The organism is Shinella sp. M31, assembly GCF_049199205.1.
Classification (GTDB): domain Bacteria; phylum Pseudomonadota; class Alphaproteobacteria; order Rhizobiales; family Rhizobiaceae; genus Shinella.
This window is the reverse complement of the sequence record NZ_JBLZPH010000065.1, coordinates 35769-52120: the sequence shown is the minus strand read 5'-3', so window position 1 is coordinate 52120 and position 16352 is coordinate 35769. Positions and strand designations below refer to the sequence as shown.

General features: G+C 59.8%; 19 protein-coding genes. 13 read left to right on the top strand and 6 right to left on the bottom strand.

Annotation, left to right across the window (positions count from 1 at the left end; translation table 11 throughout):
* Positions 1-39 precede the first annotated feature (39 nt).
* The 5 genes from ACOZKU_RS09910 (at position 40) to ACOZKU_RS09890 (ending at position 4558) form a co-directional block, all read left to right on the top strand.
* The gene (locus tag ACOZKU_RS09910; protein WP_421578731.1) at positions 40-588 is read left to right on the top strand and encodes a TRAP transporter small permease; all 549 of its coding nucleotides are present in this window, start codon (positions 40-42) and stop codon (positions 586-588) included.
* Positions 585-1877, top strand: a complete 1293-nt coding sequence (locus tag ACOZKU_RS09905; RefSeq protein WP_421578730.1) for a TRAP transporter large permease — start codon at positions 585-587, stop codon at positions 1875-1877. Before ACOZKU_RS09910 ends, ACOZKU_RS09905 begins: the two co-directional genes overlap by 4 nt.
* Before the next feature lie 68 nt (positions 1878-1945).
* Complete coding sequence (locus ACOZKU_RS09900) at positions 1946-2701, top strand: SDR family oxidoreductase (RefSeq protein ID WP_421578729.1); 756 nt, start codon at positions 1946-1948, stop codon at positions 2699-2701.
* Position 2702: 1 nt separating this feature from the next.
* Positions 2703-3215, top strand: a complete 513-nt coding sequence (locus ACOZKU_RS09895; protein WP_421578728.1) for a gluconokinase — start codon at positions 2703-2705, stop codon at positions 3213-3215.
* A gap of 1088 nt (positions 3216-4303) precedes the next feature.
* Entirely contained in the window at positions 4304-4558 is a 255-nt protein-coding gene (locus ACOZKU_RS09890; protein WP_421578727.1) for a hypothetical protein, read from the top strand.
* Between the two features lie 121 nt (positions 4559-4679).
* Here the strand turns inward: ACOZKU_RS09890 and ACOZKU_RS09885 are convergent, their stop codons facing one another.
* From ACOZKU_RS09885 to ACOZKU_RS09875, 3 genes are all read right to left on the bottom strand, one after another.
* On the bottom strand, positions 4680-6725 hold the full coding sequence (locus ACOZKU_RS09885) for an ATP-binding protein (RefSeq protein ID WP_421578726.1): 2046 nt from the start codon (positions 6723-6725) through the stop codon (positions 4680-4682).
* Complete coding sequence (locus tag ACOZKU_RS09880; protein ID WP_421578725.1) at positions 6706-8217, bottom strand: ATPase domain-containing protein; 1512 nt, start codon at positions 8215-8217, stop codon at positions 6706-6708. The genes ACOZKU_RS09885 and ACOZKU_RS09880 overlap by 20 nt, the downstream gene beginning before the upstream one ends.
* A 268-nt stretch (positions 8218-8485) precedes the next feature.
* Positions 8486-8929: a DUF1810 domain-containing protein gene (locus tag ACOZKU_RS09875; protein ID WP_421578724.1), complete on the bottom strand. Its 444-nt coding sequence runs from the start codon at positions 8927-8929 to the stop codon at positions 8486-8488.
* A 245-nt stretch (positions 8930-9174) separates the two neighbouring features.
* On the opposite strand from ACOZKU_RS09875, the gene ACOZKU_RS09870 reads away from it, so the two are divergent.
* Positions 9175-9423: a hypothetical protein gene (locus ACOZKU_RS09870; protein WP_421578723.1), complete on the top strand. Its 249-nt coding sequence runs from the start codon at positions 9175-9177 to the stop codon at positions 9421-9423.
* A gap of 166 nt (positions 9424-9589) precedes the next feature.
* Here ACOZKU_RS09870 and ACOZKU_RS09865 read toward each other — a convergent pair whose 3' ends face one another.
* Positions 9590-9826: a DUF6894 family protein gene (locus tag ACOZKU_RS09865; protein WP_314092879.1), complete on the bottom strand. Its 237-nt coding sequence runs from the start codon at positions 9824-9826 to the stop codon at positions 9590-9592.
* A gap of 608 nt (positions 9827-10434) precedes the next feature.
* On the opposite strand from ACOZKU_RS09865, the gene ACOZKU_RS09860 reads away from it, so the two are divergent.
* From ACOZKU_RS09860 to ACOZKU_RS09850, 3 genes are all read left to right on the top strand, one after another.
* Positions 10435-10836, top strand: a complete 402-nt coding sequence (locus ACOZKU_RS09860; RefSeq protein ID WP_314092877.1) for a DUF1236 domain-containing protein — start codon at positions 10435-10437, stop codon at positions 10834-10836.
* Between the two features lie 50 nt (positions 10837-10886).
* Complete coding sequence (locus ACOZKU_RS09855; protein ID WP_421578722.1) at positions 10887-11660, top strand: DUF1236 domain-containing protein; 774 nt, start codon at positions 10887-10889, stop codon at positions 11658-11660.
* Positions 11661-11922: 262 nt separating this feature from the next.
* Complete coding sequence (locus tag ACOZKU_RS09850; protein ID WP_421578721.1) at positions 11923-12342, top strand: low affinity iron permease family protein; 420 nt, start codon at positions 11923-11925, stop codon at positions 12340-12342.
* A gap of 5 nt (positions 12343-12347) precedes the next feature.
* Here ACOZKU_RS09850 and ACOZKU_RS09845 read toward each other — a convergent pair whose 3' ends face one another.
* The gene (locus ACOZKU_RS09845; RefSeq protein ID WP_421578720.1) at positions 12348-12521 is read right to left on the bottom strand and encodes a hypothetical protein; all 174 of its coding nucleotides are present in this window, start codon (positions 12519-12521) and stop codon (positions 12348-12350) included.
* Between the two features lie 185 nt (positions 12522-12706).
* On the opposite strand from ACOZKU_RS09845, the gene ACOZKU_RS09840 reads away from it, so the two are divergent.
* The 4 genes from ACOZKU_RS09840 (at position 12707) to ACOZKU_RS09825 (ending at position 15858) form a co-directional block, all read left to right on the top strand.
* A complete protein-coding gene (locus tag ACOZKU_RS09840; protein ID WP_314092866.1) occupies positions 12707-12925 on the top strand; it encodes a hypothetical protein in 219 nt (72 codons plus the stop codon).
* Positions 12926-13241: 316 nt separating this feature from the next.
* Positions 13242-13652, top strand: a complete 411-nt coding sequence (locus ACOZKU_RS09835; RefSeq protein WP_117369894.1) for a DUF1236 domain-containing protein — start codon at positions 13242-13244, stop codon at positions 13650-13652.
* Between the two features lie 128 nt (positions 13653-13780).
* The gene (locus ACOZKU_RS09830; protein ID WP_421578719.1) at positions 13781-15220 is read left to right on the top strand and encodes a sensor histidine kinase; all 1440 of its coding nucleotides are present in this window, start codon (positions 13781-13783) and stop codon (positions 15218-15220) included.
* A complete protein-coding gene (locus ACOZKU_RS09825) occupies positions 15217-15858 on the top strand; it encodes a LuxR C-terminal-related transcriptional regulator (RefSeq protein WP_421578718.1) in 642 nt (213 codons plus the stop codon). The genes ACOZKU_RS09830 and ACOZKU_RS09825 overlap by 4 nt, the downstream gene beginning before the upstream one ends.
* A 3-nt stretch (positions 15859-15861) precedes the next feature.
* On the opposite strand, the gene ACOZKU_RS09820 is transcribed toward ACOZKU_RS09825, so the two are convergent.
* Positions 15862-16323 (bottom strand): hypothetical protein, encoded by a 462-nt coding sequence (locus ACOZKU_RS09820; protein WP_421578717.1) that lies wholly within the window; start codon positions 16321-16323, stop codon positions 15862-15864.
* Between the last annotated feature and the right edge of the window lie 29 nt (positions 16324-16352).

Here is a 16352-nt window from a genome sequence, read left to right as displayed (position 1 = left end):
CCGGCCGATCTGCCCGCCACGTCGCAGGGAGGGGTTGCGATGCATGTCACATCTGATTTCGATACGGTCGAGAAGGAGACGCCGGGTAAGCCGGTCGCGACGCTTCCCGGGCCGCTCGACACGCTCTTCTCGGCAGTTCATCGGCTGTTCGAGATCGCGGTCGTCATCCTGTTCGCTGCCATGGTCTTCGCCGCGCTGTGGCAGGTCGTCAACCGGTTCCTCCTTGGCAGCACGCTGAGCTGGTCGGAAGAGTTCCAGCGCTACAGCCATATCTGGCTGGTCTTCTTCGCGGTGCCCATCGGCTATCGCCGCAACGCCCATATCGGCGTCGATATTCTCCAAAACGCACTCGGTGCCCGCGGCGCGCTGGTCCTCGGCTGGATCATCGATCTCGCCTGGCTGGTTTTGGGTGTCGCGATCATCTCCGGAACCGCAACGCTGATGGGCGTCGCCTGGCGGCAGACCAGCCCGGGTATGGGCGTGACGATGGACAAGGTCTATCTCGGCCTCCTCATCGGCGGGGCTTATCTCGTCTTCACGGCCGTGGACCGGCTGCTTCAGAAGGTGCTGGGAGTATCGGCAGCATGACGCTCATTCTTCTCTTCGGCGGCCTCCTCGCTCTGGTCGGGGTGGGTCTACCCGTGCTGCTGGCCATCGGCCTGACCAGCGCGGCCGGCATCTTCGTCATGCCCGGCGTCAATTTCGCGCTCTTCGCCCAGCGTACCTTCGCCATGCTGGATTCCTTCAGCCTGCTCGCGCTGCCCTACTTCATCCTTGCGGGATCGCTGATGTCCAAGGGCGGGCTTTCCGGCGCGCTCGTGACCTTCGCTCAGACGCTCGTCGGGCATCTGCGCGGCAGCCTTGGCCACACCAGTGTCGTCGCCTGCACGGCCATGGCGAACGTCTCCGGCTCCTCTGCGGCCGAGGCTGCATCGATCGGCTCCATCATGATCCCGTCGATGAAGAAACAGGGCTACCAGCCTGGCCTCGCCGCCAGTATCGTCGCGGTCGCGGCCATCATCGGCCCCATCATTCCCCCTTCGATGACGATGATCGTCTATGGCGCCATGACGGGTGTCTCGATCGGCGGCCTCTTCATGGCGGGTATCGTTCCCGGTCTGCTTCTTGCCGCACTGCTGTCGGGCTTCATCCGGATCCTTGCGATGTTCCCGCAATATCCGGCCTTGCGTCATCATACGAAGCGCGCCACGTTCCGGGAAATACTTAACGGCATCCGCGGTGCATGGGTGGCGCTTCTGGCACCGTTCATCATCCTCGGCGGCATTTTTGCTGGCGTCTTTACGGCCACGGAAGCGGGCGTCGCGGCCTGCCTCTACTCGGCCATCGTCAGCATGTTCGTCTATCGCGAGATCCGTCTGCGCGACCTGCCGGGCATCTTCCTGGATGCGGCCGTCACCGTCGCCATGGTCGTCGGCATCATCGCCGTCGCCGGCGCGCTCGGCTGGCTCCTCTCCTACGTCAATTTCAACCAGTCGGTTCTCGCCCTGCTGCAATCGATCTCCAGCGACCGCCACGTCGTCCTGCTCAGCCTGCTCGGCATCATCCTCGTCCTGACGATGTTCCTGGAAAGCCTTGCGGTGCTGATCGTGTTCGTTCCTGTTGCCGCCTATGTCGGGCAGGCCTTCGGCTTCGATCCGCTGCATCTCGGCATTCTGATGATCGTCACGACGCAGCTCGGCGCCGTCACGCCACCCGTCGCCGTGCTGCTCTTCATTACCAGTGCGATCGCCGAGGCGCGGTTTGTCGATGTGGTCAAACACGCCCTGCCCTTTATCGGCATACTCATCGTATACCTCCTGATCCTCGCCTTCGTGCCGCAGATCAGCACCACAGTGCCGCACCTGCTGGGGCATTGACCCGACACTACCCTCCTCGCCTGTCGACGACCGGCGAGGACTTGCCTGAGCTCCATGGAAGGAAGCCCATGAATACCCAACTGTTCGACCTGACGGGCAAGCGCGCGCTCGTCACCGGCTCCTCGCAGGGCATCGGCCTTGCGCTAGCGAGGGGGCTGGCCGCCGCAGGTGCGGAAATCGTCCTCAACGGCCGCGATGCGGTCAAGCTCGCCGCCGCGGCGCGGGACCTTGGCGCCGGGCACACGCTCGCCTTCGATGCAACGGAACACGCGGCCGTACGCGAGGCTATCGATGCGTTCGAGGCCGGGGTCGGCGCCATCGACATCCTCATCAACAACGCCGGCATGCAGCACCGCACTCCACTGGAGGATTTTCCGGAAGACGCCTTCGAACGCCTCCTGAAGACCAACATCTCGACAGTCTTCAATGTCGGCCAGGCCGTCGCCCGCCACATGATCGGCCGCGGCGCCGGCAAGATCATCAACATCGCCAGCGTCCAGACCGCGCTCGCGCGTCCGGGCATTGCGCCTTATACTGCGACCAAAGGCGCCGTCGGCAACCTCACGAAGGGCATGGCGACGGACTGGGCGAAATACGGCCTGCAATGCAACGCGATCGCGCCGGGCTACTTCGATACGCCACTGAATGCCGCACTGGTCGCCGATCCGGCCTTCTCCGAGTGGCTGGAGAAGCGCACGCCCGCCGGCCGCTGGGGAAGAGTGGAGGAGCTTGTCGGCGCCTGTGTCTTCCTTGCCTCGAATGCCTCCTCCTTCGTCAACGGGCACGTGCTCTATGTCGACGGCGGCATCACGGCATCGCTCTGACATGGACATCCCTCTCGACCAGCAACGCCTCGTGCTGATGGGGGTCGCCGGCTGCGGCAAGACGACAGTCGGCACGGCTCTCGCCATGCGCATCGATGCCATCTATCTCGACGGCGACGACCTGCATCCGCCGGCAAACATCGCGAAAATGAGCCGTGGCGAGCCGCTGACGGACGACGACCGCTGGCCATGGCTGACCCACGTCGGCCTGAGGCTTGCCGAACCGGACGAGGCCCTGATCCTCGGCTGCTCGGCGCTCAAGCGCAGCTACCGCGACCACATCCGCCGCGAGGCCGGCGCACCGGTCACCCTCATCCATCTTTCAGGCAGCCGGGAACTAATTGGCGCGCGCATGGCTATCCGGACCGGACACTTCATGCCGATAAGCCTCATCGACAACCAGTTCGCCGCACTCGAACCGCCAGAGAGCGACGAGCAATTCATAACTGTCGATATCGATGCACCGCTGAGAACCGTTGTCGAACAGATTGCCGCCTCGATCGGCGGAGAATGAGCGACCTCGGACAGCCGTGATCTTGGTGGTTCGCAGCTCGGTGTGCCCACCTCCGCGACGCACTTAGCATCGAGGCCCGCGGCCTTCAGCGCATTGAGGCAGTGCTCGATGGTCCGCTGCAATAGATACTCGACCAGCGCCTCGAATTTCGAGCGGGTGCGTGACCTTCACGCTAGCCGGGGCCAGCTATCCCGGAGACCATGCGCCAGTTTGCGATGACCCATCGACCGTCGTGCGGTTAACCGCGGGCGCGCCGGTACCATCAGACAGACAGCAGGTTATTCACTTCGAGCTTGTAGAAGAGATGCAAACGTCGATCCATCTTGCCGGCCCGCTTCCGAAGCGACCCCATAGTCGAACACAACGACTTCCTCATGAGAACGCGGTGATCCTTGAGGTTGAATTTGGTCAGGCATGTCTTGGAAGAAAGGTTCGACGCCCGACTACGGCGAGATCAGCGAACAATAGACCAAGCGAAGCCGGTCCAGCCGACCTGCCGCGAGCAACTGCCGGACGATGGACAGGCTCCTCATCGTCCGGATTTCAGGACCATCGCCCGCGTGCTCTACGAGAAGCGTATCGAGAAATCCGGAACCCAGCACCGTCAGGCCCGGCTAAGTCACACGGCTAACAGTGGAGGAAACAACCCAGCCCGGATTTTCGGTCGCCCGGCGATAGCCTTCATCTTGATAGGCCCGGGGTATGCTGCTGAATGCCTCAAGGGTCTTACGGCCGATCAACGTGCGATGGGACTGCGCATTCTTCTGCACAGTGGAGCGCCCATTCGACTCGGCTCTTGAGGATCATGCGGGTAGCGCCCAGGCTTTTGAATTACGGATAAATCTTATCCCTATTTGATGACCTTGTAAATAAGATCGGCCCGTATGACGTTTCCGGCAGCCGGCACTTGAGGAGATCGGGACTGGCGCGCCGTTCCATCGACCGCTAAGCAATTGAGGTTTCGATCAGCCTGTGAATCTGGGACGCACGTCAGCGCTACCGTGGAACTAACGCTTCGGACAAGGCATTGCTGGTTATTGTCTACACATTTAGGCAATGTATCCGCCGTCGCGGCAACGGGAGTTGATATGAGCGACCAATTGGAAGCAACATCGAAGGCGCCACTGTCCCCTGGAGACTTGGAGATGCTCGAAAAGATCCTTGCCGCATGGTGCGAAGAAAATGGTGCGGCCAGAAGTTCGATAGAAGCACAGAATATAGCCGCTGCGCTTATCTCTTGGTATGAACAGGACGCGAATTCGCGCAGCCTCGTTCCGCTCGAGAACACTGATGCGGAGCCCCTGTCACCGGAAATCGAACTGCTTTTACGTCAGTTTACCTAGGTCGCAGAGTTGCTGGCGCTCTCGCGATAAGCGATGTCGAGTGTCTAGATCGATCCAGCTATCATTTTTGGCGCGGACCCGCCTGAGCCGGCGAATTCGAAGTCAGGACAAGGCCCCTCGCCTATCTCATGACGCGCTCGATCTCCAAAGCGAGTTGCTGCTGCGTGTAAGGTTTCCCCAGCCTCGCGACTTCGAAGTCAATTCCCGGAGGTAAGTCGGCATATCCCGACGCGATCAGGATCGGCAGATCAGGAAACAGCGTCTTCGCGGCTTTCGCCAGGTCTCCGCCCGTCATCTCCGGCATGGAATAGTCCGTGATCAACAAATCGAAGCGGCCGTTCTCCTTGAGATGGGCGAGCGCCTCTTTTCCGGAATGCGCCTCCACCACATCGTGACCGAGATCGGCAAGCATATCGACCGAACTCATCGCGATCAGAAAATCGTCGTCCACGAGGAGAACGCGTAGCGCCCCCACCTGCTGTTCCTGCTCCGATACCGCCGTTTCCTCAGCCGCAACCGGAGCTTCGCTGGAAACCGGAATCCAAAGCTCGGCCGTCGTCCCCTGCCCTGGCGTGCTGCTAAGCTGCAGCCTTCCCTTCAGCTGGAGCGCTAGACCGTGGATCATCGACAAGCCAAGGCCGGTGCCTTTGCCCAGCTCCTTCGTCGAGAAGAACGGCTCTATCGCCTTCTCCAGCGTGTCCTCGTCCATGCCATGGCCCTCGTCCGCGACAGACAGCACGCCGTATCGTCCCGGTGCAAGTTCTCCACTTTGGGTCGATAAGTTCGTCTCCGTCAGCGAGATGCGGATCGTTCCCCCGTTCGGCATGGCGTCCCTCGCATTCACGACGAGGTTGAGCAATGCCAGCTCAAGCTGATTGGAATCCGCCAGAACCGGATCCATCCTCTCGGGGAGAGCGGTTTCTATGACGATGTCGGTGCCTACCGAACGCTTTAGAAGGTCGGTCATCTCATCAACGAGCTTGCCAAGATCGACCGCGTCAACCCGCAGGTCCTGCCGGCGCGCGAAGGCGAGGAGACGCTGTGTCAGGGACGCTCCGCGTCTTGCTCCCTGCAAGGCCCCCTCGATCAGCCGCGTGGCTTTCGCGTCGCCGTCGGCATGCTTGCGGAGAAGCTCAAGGTTTCCAAGCACAGCCATCAGGAGATTGTTGAAATCATGCGCGACCCCACCGGTCAGCTGGCCGATCGCCTCCATTTTCTGGGCTTGCCGAAGCTGCGCTTCCGCTCGCTCACGCTGGGCGACCTCGGCCATGACGGTCGAGTGCGCCTTGCGCAGCTCCTCCGTTCGCTCCGCGACCCGTTCTTCAAGGATTTCGTGCAAACGCCGTTGCTGTTCTTCCAAGGAAACCCTGGCCGTCACATCGGCGGAAACACCCACCAGCTTGACTGCCTTTCCGCTTCTATCGCGAGAGACCTGCGCGCGAATGTCCGCCCAGTGAACAGATCCATCGGGCCAGACGGTGCGATACTCGATCGCATAATCCACTCCGGTCTCTATGGTCGTTCGCACGGCAGCCTGCATTTTTTCGAAGTCATCCGGGTGGATGGCGGCAAGCAGGTCGCCATAGGTGAAAGCGTCGTCGCCGGCGCGTCCAAAGATGCGCCGGCAGGTGGCGGAGGTGATGAGGTTGTAAGTGTCGAGATCGAGTTCCCACGCGCCGAGATGACCGGCTTCCAGCGCCGTCTGGAGCCGCCGTTCACCTTCGTCCAGCGCTTCGATACGCAACCGCGCCTCGTATTGGCGCCGACGTGCACGCAATGCCGAACTCGCAACGCTGACAAATGTCGTGGCATGGAACGGCCGTTCGATGAAGCTGACGTTCCCCAGCACTTCCAGCAGACGGGCGGCAGAGGGATTGCGCTCGGGACCTCCGCCGCGATGCGTGAGGATGATGAAAGGGAGATCCGACCAGGTCGGCTGCGATTTTATCCAGGCGGAGAGAGGCCGAAGGTCAATCGAGCGCAAGGCCTCCTCCGTCACGACAGCGAAAGCGACATCGTCGTTCAAAGCTGCAACGAAAGCCGAGATATCCTCACCGTTCTTCGACGGGATGCCCGCTTCGGACAACAATGAGCCCGCGATCTGCGCGTCTCGTCCCAAAGGGGCATGGATCAGGGCTATGGCTTCTCTATTGGGAATCGTGCTCACCCTCGTCGGATCGCTTCAGAAGGGATGGCTTTTCGCCGACAAAACTCGGGACGCCGCGCAGGATACCCTGGAAGCTTGAAAGCGGTTCCCCGAGCGAAAGGCCGCCGACGCCAATTCTGAATTCGCGTATCGTTTCCTCGTGATTACCCGTCCGTTTCTTGATCACGGAGATGGCGCGCCTGACTCTGCCAAGCGCCTCGAAATACCGAAGCAGCACGACGGTATCGGCAAGATAGGTGACGTCGACCGGCGACTTCATGTCACCGAAAAGGCCGTGTTGCGCGACTGTCACGAAGGTATTCGCACCTTGCCGGTTCAGATATTGCAACAGCTCGTGCATATGCAGAATAAGGGCGTTCTCCTCGGGCATCGACGCCTGATATCCGTTGATGCTGTCGATGACGACGGTTTTCGCATTGAAGCCCGCAACACGGTCGCGGACACGCTGGGCAAATTCCCCGGGCGAGAGTTCCGCAGCGTCCAATTGCTCGATGTGAATCAAGCCTTCACGCTGGAAACCTTCCAAATCAAACCCCAAGGCCTTCGTGCGCGCAAATAGCAGGGTCAGTTCCTCATCGAAGATGAAGAGAGCGGCTCTTTCGCCGCGTTTGACCGCCGCGACGACAAACTGAAGCGCAAACAGGCTCTTGCCCGTCCCCGCCGGGCCGATCAGCAACGTGCTCGATCCCCGTTCGATACCACCACCCAACAGGGCATCCAGTTCGGCAATCCCAGTTGTCATTGTGGTGCGATCGAACACCGTGCGGTGCTCGATTGCCCGCAGGCGCGGAAACACGACAACCCCGCCGGTCTTGATCGTGAAGTCATGATAGCCGCCGCGGAAGGACTGACCGCGATATTTGGTGATCCGCAAGCGACGTCGCTCCGAACCGTAATTGGGTGCCAACTGCTCGAGGTGGATGACCCCATGCACGACACTGTGCACCGTCTTGTCGAGGCTGTCGGAGGTCATGTCATCGAGAAGCAGAACCGTCGCGCCGGTCCTTGAGAAGAAATGCTTCAAGGCGAGAATCTGGCGGCGGTAGCGTAGCGAACTTTGCGCAAGAAGCCTGATTTCTGAAAGGCTATCGAGCACGACACGGCTCGGCTTCAGCCTGTCGAACGCGTCGAAGATCATCTTCGTGGTTTCCCCGAGTTCCAAATCCGAGGAATAGAGCAAGCTTTGCTGCTGTTCGGCGTTCAAGAGACTTTCGGGCGGTACAAGCTCGAAAATCTCGATGTTCCTGTCGATTTCCATCCCGTGGGACAGCGCGCTGTCGCGCAGCTCCTCCTGGGTTTCGGAAAGGGTGATGTAAAGACACTTCTCACCAAGTGCCGCGCCCTGCTGGAGGAACTGAAGCGCTATGGTTGTCTTTCCTGTGCCGGGTGACCCCTCGAGGAGGAAAACATGCCGACGCGACAATCCCCCCGAGAGAATATCGTCCAAGCCTTCGACACCTGTTCTGGCCCTCGCTGAAACACTTTTGTCCATCTGTTCCCTCCGTTTGCCCGTTGATAATTAGGGTGAGGTGACACAATTGCAACGGGGTGGAAGTCGTGCTTCTTGGCAGAAAAAAGGTCGATCGATTTGGGAGCTGTCCGGTCGCCACCGCACCTCGTGCGGAGTTCGCCGTATCGAACCGTTTCCGGGTATCACGATATTTGAAAGAAGCCCTGAACGTGGCGTTTGCTCTGCGAAACCCTGTATTGGCATCTGAATCCGACAGCCAAGTGCAGAGGACACCGGTCAAGGTCGGCAGCTATCCGATGCCACCGCCGATCAATTCAAGGGTGCGTCGATCCGGTTCGCCCGCAAAGAAGCGCTGAAGGGCGCTTCGAAACCTGTCCTGCGTCGGGCCGGCGGCCTCGTTGAACAGGGTCATTGACGAGCGGAATTTCAGATCGTCGGGCGAGCCGAAGATATCATGGGCCGAGCTGCCGGATACCTCGAGCACCGCATCGACCGTCTGGGCCAATCGTTCGGCAAGCACGGGATGCAGGAGATAGGCCCGAGCTTCCTCGATGGTGCCGATACCATAAAAGCTGGCGGTTGGAGATCTGCCGAGCGCGCGCAGCTGCGGAAAGACAAACCACATCCAATGGGTTTCCTTGCGCCCGGCCATCAGCTCGGCAAGGACCGTATCAAAGACGGGATCCTGCGCCGCCACGAAGCGGGAAAGTTCAAACGGATCGCCCTTCTCCATCGCTCACCGCCTTCGATATCACCCTAGATCGCGACCGCCGCCGCAAACCTGATCAGACGCGCGCCGTGTGCGCCAGCGATCCCATTCATACGCCATATCTGCCTCTTCGGCCGTCAGAACAGCATGCAAGACAAGGAGAGTCCATCCCTCAGATAGGCTCGGGTCAGCTCCTGTGAACACTCGCCATTGCAAATCCTCAGGCTGCGCCTATCTCATTGTGCGGAGGTCAAAAGGAGACGCGGGCGATGAAGGAATACGTCAACCTCGTATCGGACGATGCGGTGGAAATCGTGATGCCGCCAAGGAATGCATCCCACGTGCGATGCGCTGTCGTCTGTCTCTGCTGCGAGCGAGCGGGCATGCCAATGGACGATGATGGCTGCGGCATTTGCGATACATGTCTCGGCCTGCCGTTGCCGACCGTCGATGACCGGGATGGTCTTGAATTCCCCGCTTCCCCCACCCATCTATCGCTCACTACCCGTAATCGATGACTGCCTGCAGCGACGGTGCTCTGTCGCGCGTTCGTAGTCGTCCGGGTTGGAAGGGCGCTCCCCGAAAGGGTCGAGCGCCCTTCGTCATTTCGGACCCTGGTGAGGCGGGGTCTCCCCGACAGCGATCAAAGACCGCCAAGCCGTGGCGCAGTGATGAATGCGCGCTTTAGTTCAGTCGAAGCACGGACTTAAACGTTACCGTTTCGACCACTTCACCGGATTCATCGGCGATCTCGAAGCGCTGTCCGTCAATCGGTTCGTCGGCGATTAATTTTTCAGCGAGGATTTCGCGTGCGGCTTTTCGCGCATCCAGGACGGCATGCTCCAATGAGGCGAACTCGACGCCTTCCGGATCGATCTCGCGAAAATTCCCGTCACGAATATGAAAATAGAACCTTGGCATAGCCGGTAAAATCGGAACACCGCTGCAATGTTCCCTGGCAAAGCCGGATGCTTCCGCCAGCGCTCGGCTTCATGACACATCTGCCCTTATGCTTGCAGTCGATATGGAGCAGCATTCGGCAACGTTCGAGAACTGCTCTTGCTATACGGCCGGCAGCTCTTCGGACCGATGCTTGGCGAGCGGTTTGCGGCAGCGCGCTTCCAACAGATACGATATCGCGCGTTGATTGCGATCGAGCCGTTCCTGAAATAAAAATGAGACGAGCACCGGAGTACTCGTCCCCAACCTCCGCGCAGAGACACCTACGGAGAAGCGATATTCTTCATTCAACGCATGCCGAGGAATGAAAGAATGGCGATGACGATGACGACCACGCCTACGATATAGATGATCCGGTTCATGACTTCCTCTCCTTATTGATATTCGAGTGATCGGAAACAAAAACACGGTCGTATTCAAGAAAGTTCCTCCTTTTCAACGCTCTAAGACCGTTGGGAGCGTAGTGCACCAGACCTAAGTCCCAACTGCCTGTGGCTAGAAGTCCCACGGCGGAACCAGGGGGCATTCTTCCTATTCTCTGTGCGGTCTCATGGAAAAGGAGAATGACCATGATTACGAAACTTTTCGCCTCGGCCGCCTTGGCAGCCGCAGTGATCGCATCTCCCGCACTTGCAGATGATGACAGTGCAGTCGTCGGTGCCGCTGGCGGTGCCGCAACTGGTGCTGTTGTCGGTGGCCCCGTCGGTGCGGTTGTCGGCGGTGCCGTCGGTGCGATCGCTGGTGCTGCAATCGACCCGCCGCCGGAAAAGGTGGTGACCTATGTGGAGCAGCAGCCGGTTCCGGCCGATGCCGTTGTTGTCGATGAAATGGTCGAGGTCGGCCACCCACTCCCCAAGACGGTCGTCCTGACCCCCGTGCCCGAGAATCCGACATATGCCTACACGGTCGTCAACAAGAAGCGGGTGATCGTCGATCCCAAAACCTACACGGTTGTCAAGGTTCTGAACTGACCGCGTTGGCAGCATGCCTACCAATTCGAAACAGCGAAAGGAGAACCACCATGAACATCGGCATGAAAAACAAACTCGCCATTATCCTCCTCGGCAGCACAGCCGCTTTCGCGAGCCCGCTGATGGCTCAGGAAGCCGGATCCAGCACTCCCCTCGTTCAGGGACAAGCGCAGGGCTCTGCCACAGCGGAAGGTAGCGCCGAAATGAACGCGGGCTCTGCTGAAGGCTCTGCTGGCGCTGACGTCCAGGCGCAGTCCGGCGCCAACAGCGGTGCCGAACAAAATACGGCAGAAGGCACCGGCGCGATGAGCGGCGACGCTGAAACGCAGACGAGCCAGAAGCCGCTGGATAAGAATGCTGGTCAGGACGCGGCGCAGTCGAGTGATGCCACCAGCAACAAAGCCACGACCGCCGAGGCGGACAAGGCGGCTGAGGATGGTGCGAACAAGCAGAATGCGCAAAGCACGACCAAAAGCGACACCAAGACGCAGTCGGCGGCGGGCGCTTCCACATCCGATGAAAACAAGGATGCTGCCGATGCCGGCACGTCCAATGAGACGACGGCGAGCATCGACATCAGCACCGAGCAACGCACCGAAATTCATAACGTTATCGTTAAGAGCGAAGCGAAGCCCGTCGATATCGACATCAGCGTGAATGTCGGCACCGTAGTACCCCGCACGGTCGAGCTTCATCCGCTGCCGGCTCGGATCATCAAGATCGTCCCGGCATATAAGACGTATAAATACGTCCTTCTGACCGATGGACGAATTCTGATCGTCGAGCCGGCGAGCCTGAAGATCGTCTATGTGATCACCGCTTGACGCAAATAGGAAGGCGGCGTTGTCGACGCCGCCTTCACTCTTCCCATCGGATAGGAATAATGTGGAGAACATGATGAAAAAGCGTCGCCCCTACCCAGCCGAAACTCCCGACTACGGCGTCGGCTTCCCCATCGGCTTAATCGCCTTCCTCATGCTCGCTATCTCAACGTACCTTTTCGTCTTGAACGTACAGATCGCACCTCTTCCGACAGCCGTCTTCGTGCCGGCAGACCATTAGTCGCCGTGTTCGCCCGTAAGCGCTATGGATCGTATCTTCGCTCGGTTTGCTTCTGCAACGGCTCACATCACTGGTAGCCCAGCCGCGTTTATCGCCTGCGTGGTTGCCGTTGTCTTATGGGCCGTCTCAGGACCCTTCTTCGGATTTTCCGAGACTTGGCAACTGGTGATCAACACGGGGACGACCATCGTAACGTTCCTCATGGTTTTTCTAATCCAGAATACCCAGAACCGGGACGGCGCCGCAGTTCAGGCCAAGCTCGACGAGATCATTCTGTTCTCGGACGCCGAAAACGAATTTGTCGGTATTGAACGTCTGACCGACCGGGAGCTGGAGGCGTTACATGCGCGTTGCGAGAAAGCGGCTCGGCGTTCACAGCAATGGTTGCAGCACACACATTCGGAGAAAAAGGCGCGCAAGGGCCGCTCGAAGCCCAAGAGCTGACCTTCCTATGCAGGTTCGTTTTGCCAACCCAGCTTGCGGCAGTGTTCCTCTGCCGCGCGGATTGCATCACGCTGACTTGGAAACGGCCCTTCGAGATAGTGCGATCGATTACGGAATTCGATAAACACCCCCTTTTTCACAACATCGTAGATAATCTGCATTCCGCTTTCGTACTTCATGTCGATACGCCTCCACCCTGACTGGGCCTGTCTTTTTGTCAAAACGAAAATCGTACGCAGCATTAACCCAAACGGTTCAGGTTAATTGTCACCTTCGCTACACCCCGTTGCGGGAGTTAGCCCAAATTCCTATCCTTTCCAAAGGTTCCCTTTCGCGGGATTCCAAGGAGGCGCAGCGGTATAAGATGAGCGCAGGGATTTTCGAGCCGTCGGAACTCGCGGATATGCGCGAAGTGTTCGAAGAGATAACCTCGCAGCAGTGGTTCAGTCGCGATCCTGACGCCCGTAAGGCGTTCGCGCGGTATCTGCTCGAAGCTTATCCTGGCGGTACTTTCAATCCAGCAACCGACAAGCCGTTGCTTGAAGCCACGGCGCGATCGTATTATTGCCGCGAAGGCCAATAGCGGTCATTCCACACGGACTTACGTTATGAGGGCAGAGGCTGCCGGAGGAAGCGAAGCCTCCTGGTCTGTGAGCCTGCGTCACGATTTTCCAAGCGCGCGCCGCCGACGCCGAGTGCCCATTGCGGGCCAATCCCAGTTCGACCTTAGCTATCCCGTTGGAGCACCCTGCCGCCGACGATGTCCCCGTTGAAGGAGTTTAGCCTGTCGGCAGGACACCAAAGGGACTTTGGTCTGACGGACCTTTTCAAAGGTCCTACCGCGGAACCAAGCGCCGGGGCATCGCCTTTCCCTGACGTCTAAGGAAAAGGAGACAGCCATGTTTACCAAAATCGCTCTTTCGGCGGCAGTCGCCGCCGTCCTGACCGCCGCCCCTGCCTTTGCAGATGACAACAACAGCGACGGTGCTGCCGTCGGCGTCGTCGGCGGTGCTGCCACCGGCGCGGTCGTCGGCGGTCCGGTCGGTGCGGTCGTTGGTGGCGCCGTGGGTGCCATCGCAGGTGCGGCGCTTGATCCGCCGCCGCGCAAGGTCGTGACCTATGTGGAGCAGCAGCCTATTCCCGCCAACCCTGTTGTCGTCGAGGAGGTCGTCGAGGTCGGTCGTCCGCTGCCCAAGACGGTGGTTTTGACCCCGGTTCCCGAAGATCCGACCTATTCCTATGCCGTGGTCAACCAGAAGCGGGTCATCGTCGATCCGAACACCTACACGGTTGTTCAGGTCCTGAACTAATCCCTTGAGCGCCTGCCCATTTCCTTCATCCGGGCAGGCGCACGAGGGAACCAAACGCACCTCCTCGTGGTTTCGGATCGCGCAAGGATCGACTGACGCCTTGCCCTCGGAAATACGAGGAGGAGTGCTTGCTGTCACGCACAGAAATGGAGAGCCGATCTCGCCGCCGTACCCGGATAATCCTGGTCCATTGGTGGCGCAAACAGTCACTGGCCCGGCAGTTTCTCTGGGTCGGAAGCATTTTTACGATTGGCGCCATGTTGCTGGTCGGGCTTCTTGTGACCAAGCTCATCGAGGAGGCCGTGACGCGTAACGCCGCCGCCTCGACCGCTCTTTACGTCGATAGCGTCATTGCCCCGCTGCTTCCCGATATGGCGAAAGCCGAGCCGCTTGATGAAGCAAGCCGGCGGGCTCTCGATGAGACGCTCAGCCAAGGCGCGCTCGGCCGGCGGCTCGTGACTTTTCGCCTGTGGGCCGGGGACGGGCGTATCCTCTATTCCAGCGATGGCGACCAGACGGGTCGACAATTCACCCCGAGCGAGGATTTGCAAGCGGCTCTGAACGGGCGGCTCATTGCCGAATTCAACAAGATCGATGATGTGGAAAGCGCAGCCGAGCGGGAAAGCGGATTGCCGCTTCTTGAAATCTATAGCCCCGTTCTGCAGCCGTGGTCCGGGGAGGTTGTCGCGGTTACCGAATTCTATGAACGGGCCGATGATCTGGAGAGTGATCTTCATCGGGTCCGTGTACAGAGCTGGAGCGCTGTGGCGGCGGTGACGATCCTGTTTTTCTTCGGTCTTTCCACCATTGTCGTTCGCGGCAGCCAGACGATTAGCCGCCAGCGGCTTGAGCTGCAAAAGCAGATCGAAAAGCTCTCCCATCTGCTCGCGCAGAACAGTGCTCTGAAAGACCGGATCCAGCGTGCCTCCGCGACGACGGCAGCGCTCAATGAAAGTTACCTGCGCAAACTCGGCGCGGATCTGCACGACGGCCCGGCGCAGCTCGTGGCGTTCGCGGCGCTGCGCATCGACAGCGGCATCCTCTCGAAGGCGGAGACGCCACCCGAACGCCGAAGCAAGGAGGTTCGTGTGATCAAGAACAGCCTGGACGAGGCGATGCGGGAAATTCGCGATATTTGCACCGGCCATGTTTTGCCCCACGTCGAGACTGCGACATTGCCGCGCATCCTGCAGGACCTCGCGGCCTCTTATCGCGAGCGGACGGGCAACGATGTCGAGCTTCGCAGGTTGGATTTGCCGGAAGACATCCCGACGGCCGCAAAAATTTGCACCTATCGCTTTGTGCAGGAGGCGTTGAACAACGGCTTCAAGCATGCCGATGGGAAAGGACAGTGGCTCGATGTGTGGGGCGACCGCCGGGCCATCAAGGCAGCGGTCGGGGATGCCGGGCCAGGCTTTTCCACAAAGACCGGAGATGGCGGTATCGGCCTGACCGGCATGCGCAGCCGGGTCGAAAGCCTTGGCGGCACATTTGACGTTGTTTCGAGCAAGGCGGGAACGGTCGTGACGATGACGCTCCCTCTTCAAGATATGGAGAAAATAGCATGAATGATATACGCATCGCGATCGTCGATGACCATCCGATGTTCCGCGAAGGTGTCGCAAGCTGTCTTGGCGACATCGGCCGGTTCGATCTTGTCGGCGAGGGCAATTGTCGTGACGACGCCGTGCTGCTTGCCGAGCGGTTGGAGCCGGACGTGATGCTGCTGGACATTTCCATGCCGGGCGGCGGGCTGGACGCGGTCTCGACTATCATGGCGCGGCGGCCTGCGCAGAAGATCGTCATGCTGACCGTCTCCGAATCCAACACGGATGTCGCGACCGCCCTTCAGACCGGAGCCAAGGGCTATGTGCTGAAAGGCGTAGGCGCCCGCACGCTGGCAGACGTATTGAAGCTGGTTCATGCCGGGGAAATGTATCTCTCGCCCGTGCTGTCCGCCCGCATGGTCGCGGGCATGGTGCAGCGGGACAGTGGCACGAAGCCGCGGATCGATGACCTGACGGAACGCGAGCAAGAGGTTTTGCGCCTCGTTGCCGCCGGCCTCAGCAACAAACGCATCGGTCGCGAACTGGACCTTCATGAAAAGACGGTGAAGCATCATATGACGCGCATCTTCGCCAAGTTGAAGGTGAGCAATCGCACGGAGGCGGCAATGGTGTTGCGGGATGCTTCCGAGGCGGCGTGAGGCTCAGGGGGTGACCTGCTTCAGCCAGAGGCGGACGCGGTCAACCGGCGTCGCACGACGGTTGATAACGGTTCGCCCCTTGGCGTCCTTCATGATGAAGCGCCCCTTGGAGACCTGCTCGCGGTAACCGTTCCGATAGCGAATTCCTACGGAATCCAAGCCGACCTGCTTGTCGACGACAGCATCGGCGGGCTCAGCACTGCGTCCAAGGGCACGGCCATTATTGCCTTTATTTCCCTTGTTTCCGCTGTTTCCATTGTTGCCTTTGCCATTGTTTCCGCCTTTGTTCCCGTTCCCGTTCCCGTTCCCGTTCCCGTTCCCGTTCCCGTTCCCGTTCCCGTTGTTGCCATTCTTGGCTTCGGCGTCGTGAAGATGAAGTTGCGGTGTGGGGCCCGACCAGTCCACGCGGAAGGGCGCGCTGACGGCGAGAAGGGTCGCTGCCACGAAGATTGCTGCCTTTCGCATTGTCCGCCTCCTTTCAGAACAAATTTGTA

Bases quoted from the DNA above. Each gene is read 5' to 3' on its own strand.
- ACOZKU_RS09875 (WP_421578724.1), bottom strand. From the start codon at position 8,929: ATGGAGAAGGGCGATCCGTTTGAACTTTCCCGCTTCGTGGCGGCGCAG.
- ACOZKU_RS09825 (WP_421578718.1), top strand. From the start codon at position 15,217: ATGAATGATATACGCATCGCGATCGTCGATGACCATCCGATGTTCCGC.
- ACOZKU_RS09820 (WP_421578717.1), bottom strand. From the start codon at position 16,323: ATGCGAAAGGCAGCAATCTTCGTGGCAGCGACCCTTCTCGCCGTCAGC.
- ACOZKU_RS09900 (WP_421578729.1), top strand. From the start codon at position 1,946: ATGAATACCCAACTGTTCGACCTGACGGGCAAGCGCGCGCTCGTCACC.
- ACOZKU_RS09855 (WP_421578722.1), top strand. From the start codon at position 10,887: ATGAACATCGGCATGAAAAACAAACTCGCCATTATCCTCCTCGGCAGC.
- ACOZKU_RS09860 (WP_314092877.1), top strand. From the start codon at position 10,435: ATGATTACGAAACTTTTCGCCTCGGCCGCCTTGGCAGCCGCAGTGATC.
- ACOZKU_RS09840 (WP_314092866.1), top strand. From the start codon at position 12,707: ATGAGCGCAGGGATTTTCGAGCCGTCGGAACTCGCGGATATGCGCGAA.
- ACOZKU_RS09890 (WP_421578727.1), top strand. From the start codon at position 4,304: ATGAGCGACCAATTGGAAGCAACATCGAAGGCGCCACTGTCCCCTGGA.
- ACOZKU_RS09895 (WP_421578728.1), top strand. From the start codon at position 2,703: ATGGACATCCCTCTCGACCAGCAACGCCTCGTGCTGATGGGGGTCGCC.
- ACOZKU_RS09865 (WP_314092879.1), bottom strand. From the start codon at position 9,826: ATGCCAAGGTTCTATTTTCATATTCGTGACGGGAATTTTCGCGAGATC.
- ACOZKU_RS09905 (WP_421578730.1), top strand. From the start codon at position 585: ATGACGCTCATTCTTCTCTTCGGCGGCCTCCTCGCTCTGGTCGGGGTG.
- ACOZKU_RS09835 (WP_117369894.1), top strand. From the start codon at position 13,242: ATGTTTACCAAAATCGCTCTTTCGGCGGCAGTCGCCGCCGTCCTGACC.
- ACOZKU_RS09870 (WP_421578723.1), top strand. From the start codon at position 9,175: ATGAAGGAATACGTCAACCTCGTATCGGACGATGCGGTGGAAATCGTG.
- ACOZKU_RS09910 (WP_421578731.1), top strand. From the start codon at position 40: ATGCATGTCACATCTGATTTCGATACGGTCGAGAAGGAGACGCCGGGT.
- ACOZKU_RS09880 (WP_421578725.1), bottom strand. From the start codon at position 8,217: ATGGACAAAAGTGTTTCAGCGAGGGCCAGAACAGGTGTCGAAGGCTTG.
- ACOZKU_RS09850 (WP_421578721.1), top strand. From the start codon at position 11,923: ATGGATCGTATCTTCGCTCGGTTTGCTTCTGCAACGGCTCACATCACT.
- ACOZKU_RS09845 (WP_421578720.1), bottom strand. From the start codon at position 12,521: ATGAAGTACGAAAGCGGAATGCAGATTATCTACGATGTTGTGAAAAAG.